This window comes from Frondihabitans sp. OV104 (genome assembly GCF_057787745.1).
Genome location: NZ_CM173541.1, coordinates 3,390,655 through 3,409,367, shown reverse-complemented (window position 1 = coordinate 3,409,367; position 18,713 = coordinate 3,390,655). Strand labels below are relative to the sequence as shown.

Annotated in this window: 23 protein-coding genes; 1 reads left to right on the top strand and 22 read right to left on the bottom strand. The window is 70.8% G+C overall.

What is annotated here, in order from left to right; genetic code table 11:
• Positions 1 to 99 precede the first annotated feature (99 nt).
• The 18 genes from AC3CBB_RS16130 to AC3CBB_RS16045 form a co-directional block, all read right to left on the bottom strand.
• Positions 100 to 591: a FliO/MopB family protein gene (locus AC3CBB_RS16130; protein ID WP_488625373.1), complete on the bottom strand. Its 492-nt coding sequence runs from the start codon at positions 589 to 591 to the stop codon at positions 100 to 102.
• Positions 592 to 593: 2 nt separating this feature from the next.
• Positions 594 to 1,274 (bottom strand): flagellar motor switch protein FliN, encoded by a 681-nt coding sequence (fliN, locus tag AC3CBB_RS16125; RefSeq protein WP_123506898.1) that lies wholly within the window; start codon positions 1,272 to 1,274, stop codon positions 594 to 596.
• On the bottom strand, positions 1,271 to 2,182 hold the full coding sequence (locus AC3CBB_RS16120) for a flagellar motor switch protein FliM (RefSeq protein ID WP_488625372.1): 912 nt from the start codon (positions 2,180 to 2,182) through the stop codon (positions 1,271 to 1,273). Before AC3CBB_RS16120 ends, fliN begins: the two co-directional genes overlap by 4 nt.
• Before the next feature lie 71 nt (positions 2,183 to 2,253).
• Positions 2,254 to 3,156, bottom strand: a complete 903-nt coding sequence (locus AC3CBB_RS16115; RefSeq protein WP_488626757.1) for an OmpA family protein — start codon at positions 3,154 to 3,156, stop codon at positions 2,254 to 2,256.
• 53 nt (positions 3,157 to 3,209) lie between these two features.
• Complete coding sequence (locus AC3CBB_RS16110) at positions 3,210 to 4,022, bottom strand: motility protein A (protein ID WP_488625371.1); 813 nt, start codon at positions 4,020 to 4,022, stop codon at positions 3,210 to 3,212.
• A complete protein-coding gene (locus AC3CBB_RS16105) occupies positions 4,022 to 4,291 on the bottom strand; it encodes a flagellar FlbD family protein (protein WP_488625370.1) in 270 nt (89 codons plus the stop codon). Before AC3CBB_RS16105 ends, AC3CBB_RS16110 begins: the two co-directional genes overlap by 1 nt.
• A 201-nt stretch (positions 4,292 to 4,492) precedes the next feature.
• On the bottom strand, positions 4,493 to 5,665 hold the full coding sequence (locus tag AC3CBB_RS16100; protein WP_123506894.1) for a flagellar hook protein FlgE: 1,173 nt from the start codon (positions 5,663 to 5,665) through the stop codon (positions 4,493 to 4,495).
• Positions 5,666 to 5,778: 113 nt separating this feature from the next.
• A complete protein-coding gene (locus AC3CBB_RS16095; protein ID WP_123506893.1) occupies positions 5,779 to 6,228 on the bottom strand; it encodes a flagellar hook assembly protein FlgD in 450 nt (149 codons plus the stop codon).
• Between the two features lie 12 nt (positions 6,229 to 6,240).
• Positions 6,241 to 8,022 (bottom strand): flagellar hook-length control protein FliK, encoded by a 1,782-nt coding sequence (locus AC3CBB_RS16090; RefSeq protein ID WP_488625369.1) that lies wholly within the window; start codon positions 8,020 to 8,022, stop codon positions 6,241 to 6,243.
• Positions 8,019 to 8,732 carry a C40 family peptidase gene (locus AC3CBB_RS16085; RefSeq protein WP_488625368.1) on the bottom strand — a complete coding sequence of 238 codons (714 nt, stop codon included), beginning with the start codon at positions 8,730 to 8,732 and terminating at the stop codon, positions 8,019 to 8,021. Before AC3CBB_RS16085 ends, AC3CBB_RS16090 begins: the two co-directional genes overlap by 4 nt.
• The gene (locus tag AC3CBB_RS16080) at positions 8,729 to 9,169 is read right to left on the bottom strand and encodes a flagellar FliJ family protein (protein WP_158614259.1); all 441 of its coding nucleotides are present in this window, start codon (positions 9,167 to 9,169) and stop codon (positions 8,729 to 8,731) included. The genes AC3CBB_RS16085 and AC3CBB_RS16080 overlap by 4 nt, the downstream gene beginning before the upstream one ends.
• Positions 9,166 to 10,512 carry a FliI/YscN family ATPase gene (locus AC3CBB_RS16075; protein WP_370454119.1) on the bottom strand — a complete coding sequence of 449 codons (1,347 nt, stop codon included), beginning with the start codon at positions 10,510 to 10,512 and terminating at the stop codon, positions 9,166 to 9,168. The genes AC3CBB_RS16080 and AC3CBB_RS16075 overlap by 4 nt, the downstream gene beginning before the upstream one ends.
• Positions 10,513 to 10,514: 2 nt before the next feature.
• Positions 10,515 to 11,132, bottom strand: coding sequence for a FliH/SctL family protein (locus AC3CBB_RS16070; protein WP_488625367.1), 618 nt, complete (start codon positions 11,130 to 11,132; stop codon positions 10,515 to 10,517).
• Positions 11,125 to 12,150: a flagellar motor switch protein FliG gene (gene fliG / locus AC3CBB_RS16065; RefSeq protein ID WP_123506887.1), complete on the bottom strand. Its 1,026-nt coding sequence runs from the start codon at positions 12,148 to 12,150 to the stop codon at positions 11,125 to 11,127. The genes AC3CBB_RS16070 and fliG overlap by 8 nt, the downstream gene beginning before the upstream one ends.
• Entirely contained in the window at positions 12,147 to 13,814 is a 1,668-nt protein-coding gene (fliF, locus tag AC3CBB_RS16060; protein WP_123506886.1) for a flagellar basal-body MS-ring/collar protein FliF, read from the bottom strand. The genes fliG and fliF overlap by 4 nt, the downstream gene beginning before the upstream one ends.
• A complete protein-coding gene (fliE, locus tag AC3CBB_RS16055) occupies positions 13,814 to 14,152 on the bottom strand; it encodes a flagellar hook-basal body complex protein FliE (RefSeq protein WP_123506885.1) in 339 nt (112 codons plus the stop codon). The genes fliF and fliE overlap by 1 nt, the downstream gene beginning before the upstream one ends.
• Positions 14,152 to 14,547: a flagellar basal body rod protein FlgC gene (locus tag AC3CBB_RS16050; RefSeq protein WP_123506884.1), complete on the bottom strand. Its 396-nt coding sequence runs from the start codon at positions 14,545 to 14,547 to the stop codon at positions 14,152 to 14,154. Before AC3CBB_RS16050 ends, fliE begins: the two co-directional genes overlap by 1 nt.
• A complete protein-coding gene (locus AC3CBB_RS16045) occupies positions 14,547 to 14,888 on the bottom strand; it encodes a flagellar basal body rod protein FlgB (RefSeq protein WP_123506883.1) in 342 nt (113 codons plus the stop codon). The genes AC3CBB_RS16050 and AC3CBB_RS16045 overlap by 1 nt, the downstream gene beginning before the upstream one ends.
• A gap of 158 nt (positions 14,889 to 15,046) precedes the next feature.
• Between AC3CBB_RS16045 and AC3CBB_RS16040 the strand changes: the two genes are divergently transcribed.
• Positions 15,047 to 15,433, top strand: coding sequence for a DoxX family protein (locus AC3CBB_RS16040; RefSeq protein WP_123506882.1), 387 nt, complete (start codon positions 15,047 to 15,049; stop codon positions 15,431 to 15,433).
• 151 nt (positions 15,434 to 15,584) lie between these two features.
• Here AC3CBB_RS16040 and AC3CBB_RS16035 read toward each other — a convergent pair whose 3' ends face one another.
• The 4 genes from AC3CBB_RS16035 to AC3CBB_RS16020 form a co-directional block, all read right to left on the bottom strand.
• A complete protein-coding gene (locus AC3CBB_RS16035; RefSeq protein ID WP_148061220.1) occupies positions 15,585 to 15,884 on the bottom strand; it encodes a hypothetical protein in 300 nt (99 codons plus the stop codon).
• On the bottom strand, positions 15,877 to 16,323 hold the full coding sequence (gene fliS, locus AC3CBB_RS16030; protein WP_123506880.1) for a flagellar export chaperone FliS: 447 nt from the start codon (positions 16,321 to 16,323) through the stop codon (positions 15,877 to 15,879). Before fliS ends, AC3CBB_RS16035 begins: the two co-directional genes overlap by 8 nt.
• A gap of 8 nt (positions 16,324 to 16,331) precedes the next feature.
• Positions 16,332 to 17,687 (bottom strand): flagellar filament capping protein FliD, encoded by a 1,356-nt coding sequence (fliD, locus tag AC3CBB_RS16025; RefSeq protein WP_488625366.1) that lies wholly within the window; start codon positions 17,685 to 17,687, stop codon positions 16,332 to 16,334.
• Positions 17,688 to 17,818: 131 nt separating this feature from the next.
• Positions 17,819 to 18,667, bottom strand: coding sequence for a flagellin N-terminal helical domain-containing protein (locus tag AC3CBB_RS16020; RefSeq protein ID WP_123506878.1), 849 nt, complete (start codon positions 18,665 to 18,667; stop codon positions 17,819 to 17,821).
• Positions 18,668 to 18,713: the final 46 nt, after the last annotated feature.

Genomic DNA, 18,713 nt, shown 5'->3' with positions numbered 1-18,713 from the left:
TCGAAGGGCCGGTGCCGCGGGAGGTATCCGGCCCGAAGAGGAAAATGGGCGCACTGGTGGGAGCCGCGGCCCACGTGGAGCGGCGGAGGGGCGTGGTCGTCATGCTCGCTTCTGTGCTCTCATGGCGGCGGCGGCCTGCTTCCAGGTGCTCGCGGAGAGGATGGAACCCGCGATCGGCGAAGCCGGGACCGGAGCCGCGGCGGCAGCGCGGGCCGCGCGGCGGGGGCTGAGCACGACGGTCTCGACGGCGGGGGCCGGGGTCTGGTCGAGCACGCCCGCGAAGGCGGACGCAGTCGTGGCTGCGACGGCCGGCGCGATGGCCGTGACCTTGGCGTCGGCGGGCGCCTGGCCCGATCCGAGGACGCTCACCTGGGTCTCGGTGACCCCGAGCACGTACCGGATGCCCTCGACGTCGACGACTGCGACGGAGGCCTTCCCCGAGAGGCCCTGGCGGGCCACCACGGTGACGTGCTTGGCCTGCTTGGCGCCGCGCCCTGTCTTCGCGGCGACCTTCTTCTGGATGAACCAGAGGAGGCCCAGCACCGCGGCGAGGGAGACGACGACCCGAAGGCCCAGGAAGAGGGTGTCCACGGTCAGATCTGTCCGTCCGCGAGGTCGAGGATCTGCGTGATGCGGACGGCGTAGTCCTGGTCGACGACGACGACCTCGCCGTGGGCGATGAGGCGGCCGTTGAGGAGGACGTCGGCGGGGGCGCCGGCTGAGCGGTCGAGCTCGATGACGGCGCCGGGCTCGAGGCCGAGCACGTCGCGGACCGACATGCGCGTGCGGCCGATCTCGACCGTGAGCGCCATCTCGACGTTGTTGATGCGGCCGAGCTTGTCGGCGACCGAGCCGACGAACGCGGGTGCGGTGCCAGCGACGGCACCGAACTCGCGGATGCGGACGACGAACCAGCCGACCGGGCGACCCGCGTCGACGAGCTCGAAGACGACGCTCTCGGAGTCGGCGGCGAGCGCCTGAGCGTCGGAGGCGACGACCTCGCCGAGCACTCCGGCGCCGAGTGCGTTCGCGGCGGCCTCGAGGGCCGGGCGGAGCAGGTCGGCTGCGGGCAGGCCGGCGGCGGCGCTGCCCGAGAGCTCGGTGACGAGCGCGAAGTCGGCCGACACGTCGCCGACGAACGTCGAGACGACGGCGTCGGCGAGGACGCCGACCGGGGCCGCCGCGGTGGGCTGCACCGACAGCGGGGTGCTCGACGGCAGGAGGTCGGCGAGCGCGTACGCGGCGGCCGAGTGCAGAGCGGTGGCGGTGGTCATGCGAGTCTCTCTTCGGTGGTGACGATGATGCCGGCGAGGCGGGAGCCGTTGGCTCCGACGGCGGCGCGACCGACGGGGATGCCGCCGACGGTGACGTCGAGCGGGCGGTGCGCGGGGTGCGGGAGGGCCAGGAGGTCGCCGACCGCGAGGTCGAGCACGGCCGAGGGCAGAACCCGAGCGGGCAGGAACTGCAGCCCGACGTCGACCGGGACCTGAGCGAGCTGCGCGTCGACGAGCTCGCGGGCGTTCGCCGTCGTGGCCATCGGGTTGGTCTCGCCGAGCTGCGGCAGCAGGATCTCGGCGGGAAGCGCGAGCGTGGCGGGCGCGGAGGCCTCGCCGACGCGGATCTCGAACGAGGCGACGATCATGAGGTCGCTCTTCGCGGCCGCCTGGGCGAACTGCGAGTTGTACTGGAAGCCGCCGACCGAGATCGGGGTGACCAGGAGCGAGCCGAGCGAGTAGCGGAGGTCTTCGAGCGCGTCGTCCATGAGGCGACGCACGAGAGCCTGCTCGATCGGGGTGAACTTGCGCTCGGGGAGCACGGTCGCGGCGGTGGTGGTGCCGCCGAGCATGTGGGTGACCCAGCCGAGGGCCGCCGCCGACGGGAACTGGATGACGGCCTTGGCCGTCACGCCCTCGAGCGGGCACAGCACCATGGCGGTCGTGGCGGGGAGCGACGCGGCGAAGTCGTCGTAGGTGGTCATCTCGACCTGCTCGCAGGTCACCTGCGAGATGACGCGGACCTTGGCGGTCAGCTGCGTCCCCCACTGGCGCGCGAAGGTCTCGAAGCCCAGCTCCAGCACGCGCGAGTGCTCACGAGCGAGCGTCGTGGGGCGGCGGAAGTCGTAGACCTCGACCGAGCGCGCAGGTCGCTGCGTGCTCGGAGCTGTCTGGTCGAGGAGGGTCACGTGAATAGTTATCGGCCGACCCCGACCAGGCGTTAGAGATTTATCTCGATTGGTTTACTACTTGGTGCCGTCTACTTCATCGCGGCGGCCTCCGCGGCGGCGATCTTGGGGATGAGCGCGTTGACGTCGTCCTTCTGGTTCGAGAGCACGACGATGTCGACGCGGCGGTTCTTGGCCATGTCGGCGTCGGTCGACCCCTTCGACAGCGGCCGCGACGAGCCGTAGCCGACGGACTGGATCCGGTCGGCCGGCATGCCGCCCCGCTCGACGAGGTCGCGGAGCACCGCGGTGGCCCGCGCCGCCGACAGCTCCCAGTTGGTCGCATACGGAGCGGTCGACGCTCGGGAGTCGGCGTGACCCTCCACCGAGACGTTGTGGCCCGCTGTCTTCAGCACGGGGGAGATGGCGTTCATGACCTGGTCGGCGATGGCCGACAGGTCGGCCGAGTTCGATCCGAAGAACGTCTCGGAGCCGACGAGCCGCACGGTCAGGCCGCGCGAGTCGAGGGTGAACTGCACGTCGTTCGTCAGGCCCTCCTGGGCGAGACGTGCGGCGATGGCCTTCTTGATCGAGGTGAGGTCGTCGACCTCGGCGGAGGCCGCCTTGGTGTTCGCCTTCTGCTGGGCGGGGGTGGCCTTGGCGGCGGCAGCAGCGGCCTGCTGCTTCGCGGCGGCGGCGGCCTTCGCAGTTCCTGCGCCCGATGCATCGCTGTTGGTCGCGGCGACGCCGTTCGCCGCGGCGGCGGTCTTGGCGTCGGTGTCGGACTTCGAGTAGCCGGCGCCCTCTTTCGTGGCGTCCTTCTTGTCGACGACGGTGCCCGACGCGGTGTCGACGTGCGACGACTTGGTCTGGCCGAAGCCGGTCGCCAGGGACTCCTTGAGGGCGGCGAACTTCTGGGCGTCGACGCTCGACATCGCGAACAGCACGAGGAAGAGGCACATGAGCACGGTGATCATGTCCATGTACGACGCCATCCAGCGCTCGTCGGGGTGCTCGTCGTGCTCCTCGACGTGCTTCTTGCGCTTGCTCACGCCGCGACGTCCTCTTTGTCGCTCACCTTGGTCGACTTGACCGTCTTGCCCTCGGCGGGGAGGTCGACCTTCGGCACCATCGCGCGGAGGCGGGCTCCGAGCAGGCGCGGCTGCGTGCCCTCCTGGATGGCGAGGACGCCTTCCATGAGCAGCGTCATCCGGGTGACCTCGAGCTCCATCATGCGCTTGATGCGGCCGGCGATCGGCAGCCAGATCAGGTTCGAGCTGATGAGACCCCACAGGGTCGCGATGAACGCCGACGCGATGAGGGGGCCGAGGGTGTCGGGCGACGAGAGGTTCTCGAGCACGTGGGTCAGCGAGACGACGGTGCCGATGATGCCGACGGTGGGGGCGAACCCGCCCAGCGTCATGAAGAAGCGGGCGGCCTGGCGCCACTGCGCGGTGCGGCCCTGGATCTCGTCTTCGAGCAGCTCGCGGAGCTCGTCGCCGTCGGTGCCGTCGGCGACGCTCTGCAGCGCGCCCTTCAGGAACGGGTCGTCGACGCCCTCGGCCTCCTGCTCGAGGGCGAGCAGGCCGTTGGCGCGCGCCTTCTCCGAGATGGCGACCAGGTCGTCGATGGCCTTCGTGGGGTTGGCCTTCTTCGCCAGGATCGACGGGAGGATCGACTTGAACGAGTTGATCGTGTCTTTCAGGGCACCCGAGGCGATGCCGACGCCGAGCGTCGTGCCGAAGACCAGGACCAGCGGCCCCGGAAGGAAGATGGACATGATCGAGACGTGCTCGATCGTCATCATGCCGACCAGTGCGCCGAAGGCGAGCACCAGGCCGATGAGCATTGCGGGATCCATCAGCGCTCGCCCCTCTTCTCGAAGGAGCCGGTCGTCACGAGGCCCAGCGTGCGCTGAGGCGGCGAAGCCGGCTTCTCGTCGTACGCGAGCGACACGATGCGAGAGCGGTAGCGCGCTATCAGCTCGATCACCTCGGCCATCGTCTCGGTGACGATGAACTTCGCTCCGTCCACCATCACGAGGGTGGTGTCGGGGTTCTCGTGGATTCGCTCGATCAAGTCGGGGTTGATCGCGAACTGACTGTCATTGAGTCGTGTGACGACGATCATGGGCCCGTCCTAGGTCTGATTCTCGCGGTCCATCCGTGTCCCGCGAAGAGCGCTTCCTGCGCTGCTACTACTCACTATCGGCCGGAGGTGAGGGGGCGTTAGGTTCGTGCGCCTCTTTTTCCGGTGGTTTAACGGCGCAGGAACTGCGGATGGCCGGCTTCGTGACGAAGCCGGCCATCTGCAGTTCCTGCGCTATCCCGTCTAGCGCTTGAGGTTCGTGAGCTCCTGCAGCACCTCGTCGGAGGTCGTGATGATGCGGGCGTTGGCCTGGAAGCCGCGCTGGGCGACGATCAGGTTGGTGAACTCCTGCGACAGGTCGACGTTCGACATCTCGAGCGTGCCGCCGGCGAGGGCACCGCGGCCGGGCTGACCGGGGGCGCCGAGGGCCATCGCGCCCGAGTTCGACGACACGACGTAGCCGGAGTTGCCGACCTTCTCGAGGCCGGCCGGGTTCGTGAAGGTGGCGAGCGCGATCTGGCCGAGCTTCGAGGTGGTGCCGTTCGAGAAGGAGCCGACGAGGGTTCCGTCGGCCGAGATCGTGTAGCCGTTGAGCGTGCCGGCCTGGCGGCCGTTGACGTCCGAGACGGCGACGGTCGAGAGGGTGGCGAAGCCGGTGAGCGACGACATGTCGGTGGTGACGTCGCCGACGGTCAGCGAGCCGGAGGTGGTCTGCTTGCCGTTGGCGAAGGCCAGCGACGTGGTGCCCTTGTTGCCCTGGCCGTCGTCGCCGGCGACGTCCCAGCCGGCGGCGGTCTTCGTGAAGTCGAGGGTCAGCGTGTGCTTGGTGCCCTGCTTGTCGTAGGCGTCGACGTCGCGCGTGATGACGGTGCCGGTGGCGGCGTCGCCCGGGAGGTTGCCGCCGACCTTCGCGGAGGTGGTCTCCTGGGCGGCCGAGGTGGCGCCGACGGGCAGCATGATGTCGGCCAGGCCGCCGTTGGTGTTGACGACGCCGTCGGTCGCGGGGTAGCCCTGGACGATCTTGCCGTCGGTGGTGGTGAGGCGGCCCTGGCTGTCGAAGTCGAACGAGCCGGCGCGGGTGTAGACGCTCTCGTTGCCGTTGCGGGTGACGAAGAAGCCGTCGCCCGAGATCATCAGGTCGGTCGCCTTGCCGGTCGCCTGGGCCGAGCCCTGCGAGAAGTTGGTGGTGATGCCGGCGACCTGCACGCCGAGGCCGACCTGGGCAGGGTTCGTGCCGCCGAGACCCTCCTGGGCGCCGCCGGCGCCGTGGGTGATCTGCGACAGGGTGTCCTGGAACACCGTCGACGACGACTTGAAGCCGACCGTGTTGACGTTGGCGATGTTGTTGCCGGTGACGTCGAGCATGGTCTGGTGGGCACGGAGGCCGGCGATGCCGGAGTAGAGCGAGCGGAGCATGGGAGGGCCTTTCGAAAGGAAGGAAGTGTGTGTGAAGCGGCCTTCCGTGGCCGTGATGCCGGTCGCCGTCCGTGGCAGCCGAGGTGGAGCGGGGTCTGTGGTGGTGCTGTGCGTCAGGGGGTCGTGCTGGTCGCCGCCGACTTGTCGACGATTCCCGAGATGGAGTCGAGGGGGACGTCCTTGCCGCCGACGCTCACCGTCGGCACGCTGCCGGCGAACGACACCGACGCGGCCGTGCCGGTCACCGAGGTGCCCGATGCGTCGTCGTACGTGACCTGCTTGCCGACGAGGTTCGCGGCCGAGATCCGCATCTGGAGCGAGAAGTTCTCATTGCCGGTCGTCGTGTTGTTGGTGACCTGCTCCATCATCGCCAGCTGCGTGGTCTGGCTGATCATGGCGTTGGTGTCCATCGGCGACGACGGGTCCTGGTTCTGCAGCTGCGAGACGAGCAGCTGCAGGAACATCTCGCTGTCCATCGACTGCTTCGGCGTGCGGGCCGTCGAAGTGGTGCTGGTGGCGGGAACGGACGTGGAGACCGTTCCGGTGATGCCGTCGAGAGCCATTCGGTAGTCCTTTCAGGCCATCACGTCGATGGAGGAGGAGGTGGGGTGGAGTGCGCGGGGCGCGGCGACAGAGGTGTCTTCGCTCTGACTATCGGCAGTCGCGCGCGATTCGGTAGCTTCTCCGAAGCGATCCGACTGGCCGGCGCCCTGGCCGAACGCGCCCGCGGCCTGCTGCTGCGGCTGGTTCTGGCTCGAGAGGTCGACGCTCGACTGGAGGCCGGCCGACTGCAGGTCGCGACGGAGATCCGGCAGGATCCCGCGCACCGCATCGCGGCCGGCCTCCGACTGCGCGAACAGCTCGACGTGCATCCCCTGCGCACTGACGTGCGCGCGGACCGTCATCGGGCCCAGGGCGTCCGGCGAGAGCTGCACGGTCACGACGTGGTCGCCGCTTCCGGCGGCAGCGAGCGTGAACACCGGGCGGGCGAGCTGCGTGTGGAGGGGCATCGGGGCGGCAGGGGCTCCCGAAGGGGCGGCGGCCGACGGCGCGGCGGGGGCGGTCTGCTGGACCTGTGCGAACGCGGCGGCGGAGTCGACGGCGACGGCCGCCGTGCCCTGCGCGGCCGGGGCCGCCGGCGCGACGGCGGTCGGCAGGCCGGAGCCGGGCTGGCCCTGGCCGGCCTGGCCCGAGCCGGGCTGGCCCTGGGGGGAGGCGCCGGAGGCGGCGGACTGGACGGCAGCGGAGGCCGCGTCGGCGGTGCGGACGAGGGGGCCGTCGGCGGGGGGTGCCGTGGTCGGCGCGGCGGCGAGGGCAGCGGCCGTCGAGGTCGGGCCGGCGGCGGCGGCCGAGCCGGTCGCGGGCGTAGCGGTGGCGGCTGCGGTCGTCGCGGTGGCGGCGGGCGGGGCTGCGGTCGGGGCCGGGGCAGTCGGCGCGGCGGCCGTCGAAGCGGCGGCGGTCGAAGCGGCACCGATCGACGCTGCGCTGGTCGACGCGGTGGCGCTCGGCTCTGCGGCCGTCGAGAACTCAGGGGCGGTGCTCGCGATGGGTGCGCCGACCGGGCTCGTGACGGCGGCGACCGTGCTTCGACCCTGAGTTGTCGACGGGGCGGCGGCGGCGAGAGCGGCCGGCGCGGCGGCTAGGGCGGCGGCCGGCGCGGCGGAGGCCGTCGGCGCGACAACCGACGACGCGGTGCCGGTCGACGACGCGGTGCCGGTCGACAACGCGGTGCCGGTCGACGACTCAGGGGCGATGCCGGCGGCGGACTGCGGGGCGGCGACGGCGAGCTGCGCGCCTCGAGCCTGAATCGCCGCGAGGCCTGCGGAGGCAGGGGCGGCCGCGAGCGGAACGGGGCCGCCGGACGGCGCGGCGCTGGTCGGCGCCGCCGCCGTCGACAACTCAGGGGCAGTGCTCGCTGCAGCCGACGCCAGGGCGGCGAGCACGACGGGTGCGACGCTCGAACCCTGAATCGCCAGCGCGGCAGGGACGGCGATCGGGGCCGCGTCGTCTTTCGCGTCCGCGCTCCCGTCGTCGCTCGTGGACGCGTCCCGCGGCGCGTGGTCGCGCGGCGCGACGGCCTTCGCGGCCTCGCCCGAAGCGGCGCGGCCGGAAGCCGAAGCGGAAGGGCTAGCGGCGGGACCGGCAGCAGCCGAACCAGCAGCGCCGGAACCAGCCCCGGGCGAGCCTGCGGCAGCCTGACCGCCCTTGCCCGCGGCATCGCGCGCCGGAGCCGCTGCACCCTGCATCGCGTCGCCGAACGAGGCAGCCGACGCCGGCGAGTCGACGGACGACGACGAGCCAGGACGCGCGGGCGCCGTGGTGAGCGCGTCGGCGACCGACGGCATCGCCGGGCTCACGCGGCGCTCCTCGAGGAGGCCATGAGCTGCTGGAGCGCGGCGTTGACGAGATCGGACTTCGACGAGCTGCCGGAGACGGGCTGCGTCGTGGCCGCGGTCGAGGGGACGATGCGGCGGATCTCTCCGATGTCGGCGTCCGTGAGGTAGTTGTCGATGATCCTGACGTCCTTTCCGGGGCGCGGCGCGTGGAGGATCTTGCCGTCGCCGAGGTAGATCACGATGTGACCCTCGTCCTTGGTGGTGATGATGTCGCCGGCCTTCGCGTGGGCGAGGTCGGGCACCTTGACGCCCATGTTCGCCTGGTCGGGCACGACGCGCGGCATGGTGATGCCGAGGTCTTTGAAGACGGTCTGGACGAGGCCGGAGCAGTCCATCCCGCTGGTCGTGGTGCCGCCGAACACGTAGGGCACGCCGAGGTACTTCTTGGCGTCGGCCACCACGTCGGCGCCGGTGACGCCGTTGGCGACGAGGCCCCCGGTCGGGCTCGCCGGCGTGGCCGCCGTACCCGCGGTCGAGTCGAGCGCGTCGGTGCTGGTCGCGGTCGTCGCGGTCGCGTCGGTCGTGGCTCCGGCCGCGGCGAGCGCGGACGCGAACGTCGAGGCGCCGTCGGTCGAGGCGGTCGACGAGGTGGACGACGGCAGGCCGGACTGGATCTCGGCGATGGTGCTCTGGATCTGGGAGATCCGAGAGAGGACGTCGGTGACGCTCATGACAGCTCCTCCGGGTCGGCGGGTCGGAAACGGTTGGTGGCGATCTCGTCGAGAGCGAGCTGCTCGTCGCGGAGGTCCTTCTCGCGCTCGGCGAGCAGGTGGCGCTCCTCGAGCTTCTCGAGGGCGACGGAGCGGGCGCGGGCGGCGTTGAACTCGACCTGCGCCTCCGCGGCGGCGACACGGTGGGCATCGGCGACGGCGTCGAGCTCGGCGATCATGCCGCGGGTCGAGGCCCGGGCCGCCGCGACAGCGGTGAGGGTGGCGGCGTCGGTGATGATCGCGTTCCTGCCGGCGGCGTCCTCGAGGGTGCGCTCGGCGCGGGCGCGGCGCTCGGCCACGTCGCGGATGCGGTGGTTGGCCTGAGAGAGCTCGGCCAGCGCCTTCTGCTGCTGGGCGTGCCGGACTCGGAGGAGGCCGGCGAGCGAGAACGTCTTCACAGGGCGGCCCCCAGCGTGCGGGCGAGCGCGATGAGCTGCGCCCAGGCGGCGTCGGACGGCGTCTGGTCGTCCATCGTCTGCTGCAGGAAGCGGTCGATCTCGCCCTGGTGCGCGACGGCCGCGTCGACCAGCGGGTTCGATCCCGACTGGTAGGCGCCCACGTCGATGAGGTCCTGGGCGGCGCGACGAGCGGCCATGACCGTGCGGAGGTGCTTCGCGGCGGCCGACTGCTCCCTCGTGATGACCTTCGAGGCCACGCGCGAGATCGAGCCGAGTACGTCGATCGACGGGAAGTGGCCGGTGACCGCGAGCTTCCGGTCGAGGACGACGTGGCCGTCGAGGATGCTGCGGGCGGCGTCGGCGATCGGCTCGTTGTGGTCGTCGCCGTCCACGAGCACGGTATAGAGGCCGGTGACCGAGCCCTGCACGTCGGTGCCGGCGCGCTCGAGCAGGTTGGCGAGCGTCGAGAACGTCGACGGCGGGTAGCCCCGGGTCGCCGGGGGCTCGCCGACCGAGAGGCCGATCTCGCGCTGGGCCATGGCCACGCGGGTGAGCGAGTCCATCATCAGCACGACGTCCGAGCCGGTGTCGCGGAACGACTCCGCGATGCGGGTCGCCACGAAGGCGGCACGCAGGCGCATCAGCGCGGGCTCGTCGGAGGTCGAGACGACGACGACCGAGCGCGCGAGGCCCTCCGGGCCGAGATCGTCTTCCAGGAACTCGCGCACCTCTCGTCCGCGCTCGCCGATCAGGGCGATCACGCTGACCTCGGCATCCGTGCCTCGGGCGATCATCGACAGCAGCGACGACTTCCCGACGCCGGAGCCCGCGAACAGGCCCATGCGCTGGCCGCGGCCGGCGGTGGTGAGCGTGTCGAGGGCGCGGACGCCGAGCTGAAGGGGCGTGTCGATGCGGGCGCGCTGCATCGAGTTGGGCGTCGCGTGGTCGACGGGCACGAGCTCGTCGAACTGCAGCGGGCCCTTGCCGTCGATCGGACGGCCGAGGCCGTCGAGCACGCGCCCGAACAGGCCGCGGCCGGTCGGGACGAGGATGGGGCGGCCGGTGGGGCGGACCGCCATTCCCGAGCGGACGCCGGTCATCGGCGCGAGGGGCATGATGCGGACGCCGTCGCGGGTCGCAGCGACGACCTCGGCGATGCGCTCCTCCGGCAGGCCGGCGGGTCCGACGATCGGGTCGCCGACCGACACGAGGTCGCCGATGGCGACGTCGAGTCCGGACACGCCGATGCCGAGGCCGACGACGCTCGACACCACGCCGATGCGCAGGGGTCGCGCAGCGCGCGACGCCTCCGCCAGGCGGGGTGCGATGTCGAGGGTGGCGATACTCACGCGGCTCCCCCGGTGGCCGGCTGCGCGCCCGTCAGCGCCTGCTCGGCGCGGGCGAGCGCGGTCGAGAGCGCGGCGTCGATGAAGCCGGCGCGCAGGTCGGCCTGGGCGTCGCCGCGGCCGAGCGACGGGTCGGCGACGAGCTTCACGCCGAGCGAGTCGGCCTGGCCGTCGAGGAGGGAGAGGTCGGACGGGTTCAGCCGCAGGACGACCACGTCCGCGGGGTCGACGTCCGACAGGGCCCGCGTGAGCGCGGCGATGACGGTCGACGACGGATTGGTCTCGACCTCGTAGCCGAGGATCGCCGCCGCCAGCTGGAGCGAGGTGACCAGCAGGGTCTCCTGCGCTTCGGTGCGGAGCGCCGTCTGGCGGTCGTCGATGGCTCGCGCCGACGCCACCATGATGGCGGCGGCCGCGGAGGAGCGCGCGTCGGCCTGCGCCACGGCGGCGTCGCGCTCGGCGACCAGCTGCGCGCGGAGGGCGGCCGTCTCGGCGGCGGCGGCGCGGAGGCCGGCCGCGTAGCCCGCGGCGTGACCGCGCTCGGACGCCTCGTTCTCGCGTGCGGCGGTGATCGGGTTGCGGAGGACGGGGAACGCCGCCTGGACGAAGCTACTCAACGAGGGCCTCCTCGTCGCCGCGCTGCACGGTGATCGCGCCCTGGGCCTCGAGCTCGCGGATCGCGGTGACGACCGAGGCGCGGGCCTCTTCGACCTGAGACATGCGGACCGGGCCGGCGGCGCGGATCTCGTCGTCCAGGAGCTCGCGGTTGCGCTCCGACACGTTCGCGCGGATGACCTCGGTGACGGCCTCGGGAGCGCCCTTCATGGCGATCGCGAGCACGGCCGCGTCGATGCCGCGCAGCACCTGCTGCACGTCGCGGGCGTCGAGCTTGACGATGTCGACGAAGGTGAGCATGCGCGAGCGAACCTCTTCGGCGAGCGCCGGGTCGCGCGCCTCGAGGCCCTCCAGGAGGATGCGCTCGGTGGCCGCGTCGGAGCGGTTGATGATGTCGACGAGGGGCTGGATGCCTCCGACGGCCTCGACCTGCTCGCGCGGGGCGACGACGGCGCCGGCGCGGACCTTGAGGGTCTGCGCGACGATCCCGACGGCCTCGGGGGTGGCGGTGCCCATCGTGGCGATGGCCTGCGCGACGTCGGTGCGGAGCGACACGTCGAGTCCGACGAGCACGGCCGACGCCTGGTCGGCGGCGAGGTGCGCGAGCACGAGGGCGATGGTCTGGGGCAGCTCGCCGTCGAGGAGGGTGAGCAGCTGGCCGGAGTCGGCGGCCTCGAGGAACTCGAACGAGCGGCCGGCCATGGACGACGCGAGGCGCTCCATGACGCCGGCGGCCTTCTCGGAGCCGAACGACGCCTCGAGCAGCCCGACGGCGAAGTCGCGGCCGCCGCGGCGGGTCAGGCGACCCTGCGTGGTGAGGTCGTGGAACTCGCCCACGGCCTCGTCGGCGACGGACGACTCGACGCGGCGCATCTTGACCAGCTCGGCCGTGATCTCGTCGGCCTCGGCCTCGCTGAACTTCTGCATGACGGCGGCCGCGCGGACCTGGTCCATCTGCATGAGGATGACGGCGACCTTCTGGGCGCCGGTCAGCTCGGCCGCCTTGGTGACGGGGCTCATACCGGCTGCCTGTCATCGAGGAGCCCGCGGAGCAGCTCGGCGGTGCGGTCGGGGTCGGAGGCGGCCAGGGCGTCGATCTCGGCGCGCTTGCGCTCCATCGAGGCGCCCTCGGGGTCGAGCGACGGGATCTGCGCGGTCACAGCCGTGCGGGGCTGCGAGGCCTCGAGGAGGCGGCGCTGCTCGGCGGCGTCGAGAGCCATCTGCTTGGTCTCGGCGTCGCCGGGCCAGGTGGTCGCGACCGACGAGATCTCGCCGAGGTCGATGTCCTCGCGCTCCTGCTTGCGACCGCGGCGGGTCAGCAGGAAGAGGGCGATGAGCAGCGGGATCGCGATTCCGCCGATGGTGGCGGCCGTCTTGATCAGCGAGTTCTTGCTGTCAGCGGCGGCCTGGGCGTTCGCCGACTTGAGAGCGGCGGCGGCGGCCTTGGCACCGGTGGTGCTGAAGCTCACGGACTGGACGCTGACGGAGTCGCCGCGGGTCTTGTCGACGCCGGCCGCCTTCGAGACGAGGTCCGAGATCGCGGTGAGGCTGGTGCCGCCGGCGACCGAGCTGTTGATGGCGACCGAGATGGTCTGCTTCGTCAGCTGGCCCGCGGGGATCGACGTGGTCTCGGTGGTCTTGTCGACGGCGTTGTTCTTGGTCGCCGACTCGTTGACGTAGCCGCCGTCGGTGGCCGATGCGGAGGGGTCGGATGCGGAGCCGGAGGGGACGGCGATGTTGTCGGGGCCCAGGACGCCGGTCGTGCCGGTGCTGCCGGATCCTGCGCCGCTGCCGTAGGACTCCTTGGTGCTGGACTCGCTGAGCGGAGCCGCGCCGCCGGTGGGAGCCGTGTACGACTCCGTGACCTTGGTGCCCGACGACTGGTTCATGTCGGCGGCGACGACGACGGTCGAGTTGCCGGCGCCGAGCACCTTGTCGAGCATCGCCTGGACGTTGGACTGCACGCGGCTCTCGTAGTCGCTTGACTGCTTGGACGACGAGCCGGTGGTGCCGGTGCCGACGGCTGAGAGCACGTTGCCGGAGGCGTCGACGACGGAGACGTCGGTCGGCTTCATGCCCTCGATCGAGGCGGAGGTGAGGTGGACGATCGCGTCGACCTGGTCGGTCGACAGCGTGACGCCCGACTTCGGCTGCACGAACACCGACGCCGTGGGGTCGGTCTTCTCGTCGGCGAAGACGGTCTCGGCGGGGATTGCGAGCTGGACGCTGGCGGCCTGGATGCCGTCCATGGCCATGATCGTCTTGGCGAGCTCGCCCTCGATCGCGCGCTTGTAGGTGACGTTCTGCTGGAACTCCGACGAGGTGACGCCCATCGTGTCGAGCAGCGAGTAGCCGCCCGAGTTGTCGGCGGGGAGGCCGGCCGAGGCGGCCTTGAGGCGCTCGGCGTACACCTGCGACTGCGGCACGAGGATGGTGGAGCCGCCGTCGGTGAGCTGGTAGGGGACGCCGTCCGTGGTGAGCTGGTCGACGACCGACGACGCGTCGGTGGCGGCGAGGCCGGTGAAGAGCGGCGTGTACGAGGGCTTGGTGAGCCACGAGGTGAGGGCGATGCCGCCGAGCACGAGCACTGCGACGCCGATGACGGCGAGGGTGCGCTGGGCGACGGTGAAGGCCTGGATCTTGCTCTGCAGGCCGGTCAGCATGGAGCGGAGTGCGGGGGGCATCAGGCCTGCATCCTCATGATCTCGTTGAACGCGTCGACGCCCTTGTTGCGGACGGCGGAGACGAGCTCGAGGGTGACCTGCGCGCGGGTCGCCGCGATGGTGGCGGTGTGGACGTCGTCGAGGTCGCCGGTGACGGCCTTGACCGCCAGGTCTTGCGACTGGCCCTGCAGCGACTGCAGGCCGTCGATGACGTTGCCGAAGCTGCCGGCGCCGGTGGTCGGCGTCGCGTCCATGCCGTTGATCTGCGAGGCGTCCTGAGTCGCACCCACGTTCGAGACGCCGGAGTTGAGGGCGGTCGAACCGACGGGGAAGGTCCCGTTGACGGGGTAAATGGGCATCAGTTGCGTCCGATCTCAAGTGCTGCTTCGTAGCTTGTCTTCGCGCGGTCGACGACCGCCGCGTTCGCCTGGTAGCCGCGCTGGGCCATGATCAGGTCGGCCATCTGGGTGCCGAGGTCGACGTCGGGCATCCGGACGTAGCCGTTCTCGTCGGCCTGGGGGTCGTCGGGCGAGTACGTGACCCGGCCGGCGGCGCTGCCGAACGCAGCTCCCTTGACGTAGACGCCCGAGACGCCGTCACCCTCCTGCACCTCGACGTAGCGCGCCTGGAAGGCGGCCTCCGACATCGGCTTGACGGTGTTGACGTTGGCGATGTTGTCCGAGATGGCGTCCATCCACTTGCGGTGGACGGTGAGGCCCGTGCTCGCGATCCCGATCGCGTCGAACATGCCCATCAGCTGCTCCTCAGAACGGAGCGGACGCTGGTGAGCACGTTGTTCTCGGCCTGGGTGGCGAACTGGTACTGGAGCACCGTCGTCGTGTTGCTGAGCGTCTCGGTGTCGAGGTTGACGTTGTTGCCGTCCTCGTTGGTGGGCTCGAGCGAGCGGGCCATGGTGGCGGTGGTCGAACCGCTGCCCGCCTTGACGGACGCCGCGAGGGCGTCTTCGAACGAGACCCGCTCGGCGGTGTAGCCGGGGGTGTTGATGTTCGCGATGTTGTTCGCGATCGCCTTCTGGCGCAGGGAGAGCCCGTCGAGGGCGCTCTCCAGAGCTCGGGAGGTCACGGATTCCAGCACGTCGGCTCGCTTCGCGGTTGCAAGTGGCGGGGCGGCCGATCCGTGGCCTGATGAGGTGAGCGATCCGTGCTCACTGTGCTCTATCGGCCGGGTGAGGCGATGGCGTTAGGGGTGGTTCGCTCCCGACCGCCCCCGTCTTCGGGGGGCATCATTGACGGATGTCCGTTCCCCGTACCGCCGCACGCCTCCTGCTCGGCGGCATCCTCGTCTTCGCCGGCGCCTCGCACCTCACCTTCGCGCGCGAGCCCTTTCAGGCGCAGGTGCCGAAGTCGATCACCGACAACACCCCGCTGACCATCGACCAGGTCGTGCTCGCCTCGGGAGTCGTCGAGATGGCGCTCGGCGCAGCGATCGCCTCGGGCATCCAGCGGCGCGCGGTCGGAAGCCTGGCGGCGACCTTCTTCACCGCGATCTTCCCCGGCAACCTGTCGCAGCTGCTCAAGCGCGAAGACGCATTCGGGCTCGACACCGACAAGAAGCGCGCGCTGCGCCTGCTCGGGCAGCCGCTGCTCGTCGCGTGGGCGCTCTGGTCGACCCGCAAGTAGCGGGCCCTGGGCGCAGGAACTCGAGGTGGCCGGGTTCCCCAGAGACCTCGCCGCGCCGCGGCAAGAAGGGCGCCGCGGCGTGGGCCGTGACGCCGGACGACCGAGGCTTGTCCGAGGTCCGGTGCCGCGACACGCGTCGCGGCAAGAAGATTCAGCCGGTGGCGTCGAGATAGACCGCGCGGTCGGAATCCCGCGCCGCAGGAACCGATTTCAGTGCGGCCAGGTGCTTGACCACCGTGCGGCGGGCCTCCAGCACGCGCTGGATCGCTGACTTCTGGGCGTCCTGCACCTCGCGGGCGCGCTCGACGAGGTCGGCGGGCAGCGGGCCGAGGTCGGCCTGGGGGGTCCACGCCGAGGGGGCGTAGGCGCTGTCGCCCGAGGCGCCGGCGACGGCCTCCATCTCGGCGAGCGCGTCGAGCCAGGCCTGACGGGTCTCTTCCGACCTAGGCAACGCCGAGGCTCCCGCCCAGGTAGGTGGGGGTGTCGATCGTGGCGGCACCCGCGGCCGGGATCGAGGCGGCGGCCTCGTGCCACGCCTGGCGGAGCGGCTCGAGGAGGCCGATGGCCTCGCGGGTGAGCTCGACGTTGCGGCGCACGTTGGCGTTGACGAGGGCGACCGACACGTAGGTGTACAGGGCCTGGAGCTCGACGCCGCCCTCCCAGAGCTCGACGCGGAGCGACGTGGTGAGCTCGGAGACGATGGCCTGGGCGTGGAGGAGGTTCTCGGAGGCGGTGGCCCAGGATCCTGCGCCCTGTGCCGCTTCTGCCCGGCCGAGGTCGAGGAGGAGGCGGTCGTACAGCATGGTGAGGAGCCGGGTCGGCGTCGCCGAGAGGATGGCCTCGCGCTCGTAGGCGCTGCGCTGGGCGGTGTGTCCGAAGGTGAGGGTCATGGCGGTTCTCAGCTGTAGGTCGGCAGGTTCGCGAGCGACGACGTCAGCGACGTGGCCTGCGACTGGAGGTTGGAGAGCTGCACCTCGAGAGCGGAGTAGAGCTTCTCGAGCGAGGCGCGGCGGTCGGTGAGGCGGAGGTCCCACTCGTCGACCTGCTTGCTCATGGACGTGACGAGCGACTGCTGGCCGGTGATGACGCCGGTGATCTGGCCGTCGTACTTGTCGGACGCCTGGTTCGCGGCGTCGGCCACGCGCGACGTCAGGGTCGAGAACATCGCCTGCGTGCCCTCGGGGTCGGCGGCCATCGCGGCGGCGAACTTGTCGGCGTCGAACGAGAGGATCCCGTCACGGGTGATGCTGATGCCGATCTCGGACGGCGACTTGCCGTTGATCGGCAGCGAGGCCGCGTCGACGAGGGACTGGTTGACGCCGCGCACCGTGCTGTCGCCGGTGAAGGGGCCACCGGAGACGACGGCCTTGCCCGACGAGTCGGTGCTGTTGACGATTGCGCTCTTGGTCGAGATGAGGCCGAAGACGCCGTTGAGGCTGTCGACGAGGCCGGAGGCGACCTTGCTGGCAGCGGTCTGGTCTTGGGCGACGGTGACCGTGACCGGGTCGGTCGACGCCTTGGTGACGGTGACCGAGACGCCGGGGAGCAGGTCGGCGAACGTGTTGGTGTTCGACGTGATGGTCTGCTCGGCGCTCGTGCCGGCCCAGAGCGTGACGGTGGCGTCCTGCGCGGTCTTGGTGACGGCGGCACCGGGAGCGGCGAGAAGGTCGGACCCGCCCTGGAGGACGGTGAAATCGCCCTTCGTGCCGGTCGACTGCGCCGTGAACTGGAGGCGGTACCGAGTCGAGCCGTCGGCGGCGGTGCCCGAGGCGACCTTGACCGCCTTGACGCCCGAGCCGGATGCGTTGACCGCGGTGACCACGTCGTCGAGCGAGCCCGACTTGGCGGTGATGTCGAACGACTTTCCGGTCGAGTCGACGATGCTGAGGGTGGCCGGGTCGGAGGGCCAGGCGGACATCGCGGCGGTGACGCCGGTCTTGGCCTGGGCGACGGATCCGACGGTGAAATCGATGGAGCCGGCGGACGCCGCTGTGGAGGCGGTCGCTGTGACGGTGGTCGACGAGGTCGAGGCCGTGAACAGCGACAGCGAGGTGGCCGACTTGGCCGTGGTGGCGGCCGTGGCGAGCGCGGCTACCTGCGTGTTCAGGCCCTGGAGGGCCGTGATCGCGGACTGGGTCGAGGTGACCTTGGCCTTGAGGAGGGTCTGGGGCTGCGATTCGACGGTCATCAGGGAGTTGATGAGCGACGTCGTGTCGAGACCGGAGACGAGGCCGTCGACGGCGAGTCCTGCCATGAGCGGCTCCTTTCAGCCTTTTCGAGAACGACTTTGGTCCGCGGAGGGGGTGAGGAGGGGACCCGAACTTCCACTCCTCACCCTCCATCCGCGGATGGGTGGTGCTGGTACTGCTGCCCGCTCGCTAGGGACTAGCGGAGGAGGCTCAGCACACCCTGCGTGCTCTGGTTCGCCTGAGCGAGCATCGCGGTGCCGGCCTGGCTGAGGATGTTCGATCGCGTGTACTTGACCATCTCCTCCGCCATGTCGGTGTCGGTGATGCGCGACGAGGCGGCCGTGAGGTTCTCCTTGGCCACGTTGGTGTTGTTGATCGCGTGCTCGAAGCGGTTCTGGACCGCACCGAGGCCTGCACGAGCCGTGGAGATCTTCGTGATCTCGTCGTCGATCGTCTTGATCGCAGCGGCCGACTTGGTGGCGTCGGTCAGGTCGATGGCGCCGACGGCGGTGGCCGTCTTCGACACGTCAGCGGTCGAGAGGTCGACGACGATGGTGTTCGAGGCGGTGTCCGAACCGGCACCGACCTGGAAGCTCAGCTTGCCGTCAGCGCCCGTGCCACCCTTGCCGTCCAGCAGCGAGATGCCGTTGAAGTTGGTGGAGGCGGAGATGCGAGTGAGCTCCGTGGTGAGGGCGTCGGTCTCGGTCTTGATCGCAGCACGCGAGGTGTCGTTGTTCGAGTCGTTGCCGGCCTGAACAGCGAGGTCGCGCATGCGCTGGAGGATCGACTGCGTTTCGGTCAGTCCACCTTCAGCGGTCTGGACGACGGAGATGCCGTCCTGCGAGTTGCGAGCGGCGACCGTGAGGCCGCCGACCTGCGACTTGAGGCCCTCGGAGATGGCGAGGCCAGCAGCGTCGTCAGCGGCACGGTTGATGCGGAGACCCGACGAGAGCTTCTCGAGGGACTTCGACAGCTCACCCTGCGTGCTGTTGAGGTTGCGGTAGGTGTTGTTCGCCGCGAGGTTGTTGTTGATCTGGAAACCCATGATGTTCTTCTCTTCCGTGATTGTTGGGGGTGGTTCTGCCGCCCAT

Coding starts and splice junctions, on each gene's coding strand:
- fliN (WP_123506898.1), bottom strand. CDS start 1,274: ATGACCACCGCCACCGCTCTGCACTCGGCCGCCGCGTACGCGCTCGCC.
- AC3CBB_RS16115 (WP_488626757.1), bottom strand. CDS start 3,156: ATGGCGTCGTACATGGACATGATCACCGTGCTCATGTGCCTCTTCCTC.
- AC3CBB_RS16110 (WP_488625371.1), bottom strand. CDS start 4,022: ATGGATCCCGCAATGCTCATCGGCCTGGTGCTCGCCTTCGGCGCACTG.
- AC3CBB_RS16105 (WP_488625370.1), bottom strand. CDS start 4,291: ATGATCGTCGTCACACGACTCAATGACAGTCAGTTCGCGATCAACCCC.
- AC3CBB_RS16100 (WP_123506894.1), bottom strand. CDS start 5,665: ATGCTCCGCTCGCTCTACTCCGGCATCGCCGGCCTCCGTGCCCACCAG.
- AC3CBB_RS16095 (WP_123506893.1), bottom strand. CDS start 6,228: ATGGCTCTCGACGGCATCACCGGAACGGTCTCCACGTCCGTTCCCGCC.
- AC3CBB_RS16085 (WP_488625368.1), bottom strand. CDS start 8,732: ATGAGCGTCACCGACGTCCTCTCTCGGATCTCCCAGATCCAGAGCACC.
- fliG (WP_123506887.1), bottom strand. CDS start 12,150: ATGAGCCCCGTCACCAAGGCGGCCGAGCTGACCGGCGCCCAGAAGGTC.
- fliF (WP_123506886.1), bottom strand. CDS start 13,814: ATGCCCCCCGCACTCCGCTCCATGCTGACCGGCCTGCAGAGCAAGATC.
- fliE (WP_123506885.1), bottom strand. CDS start 14,152: ATGCCCATTTACCCCGTCAACGGGACCTTCCCCGTCGGTTCGACCGCC.
- AC3CBB_RS16050 (WP_123506884.1), bottom strand. CDS start 14,547: ATGGGCATGTTCGACGCGATCGGGATCGCGAGCACGGGCCTCACCGTC.
- AC3CBB_RS16040 (WP_123506882.1), top strand. CDS start 15,047: ATGTCCGTTCCCCGTACCGCCGCACGCCTCCTGCTCGGCGGCATCCTC.
- fliS (WP_123506880.1), bottom strand. CDS start 16,323: ATGACCCTCACCTTCGGACACACCGCCCAGCGCAGCGCCTACGAGCGC.
- fliD (WP_488625366.1), bottom strand. CDS start 17,687: ATGGCAGGACTCGCCGTCGACGGCCTCGTCTCCGGTCTCGACACGACG.
- AC3CBB_RS16020 (WP_123506878.1), bottom strand. CDS start 18,667: ATGGGTTTCCAGATCAACAACAACCTCGCGGCGAACAACACCTACCGC.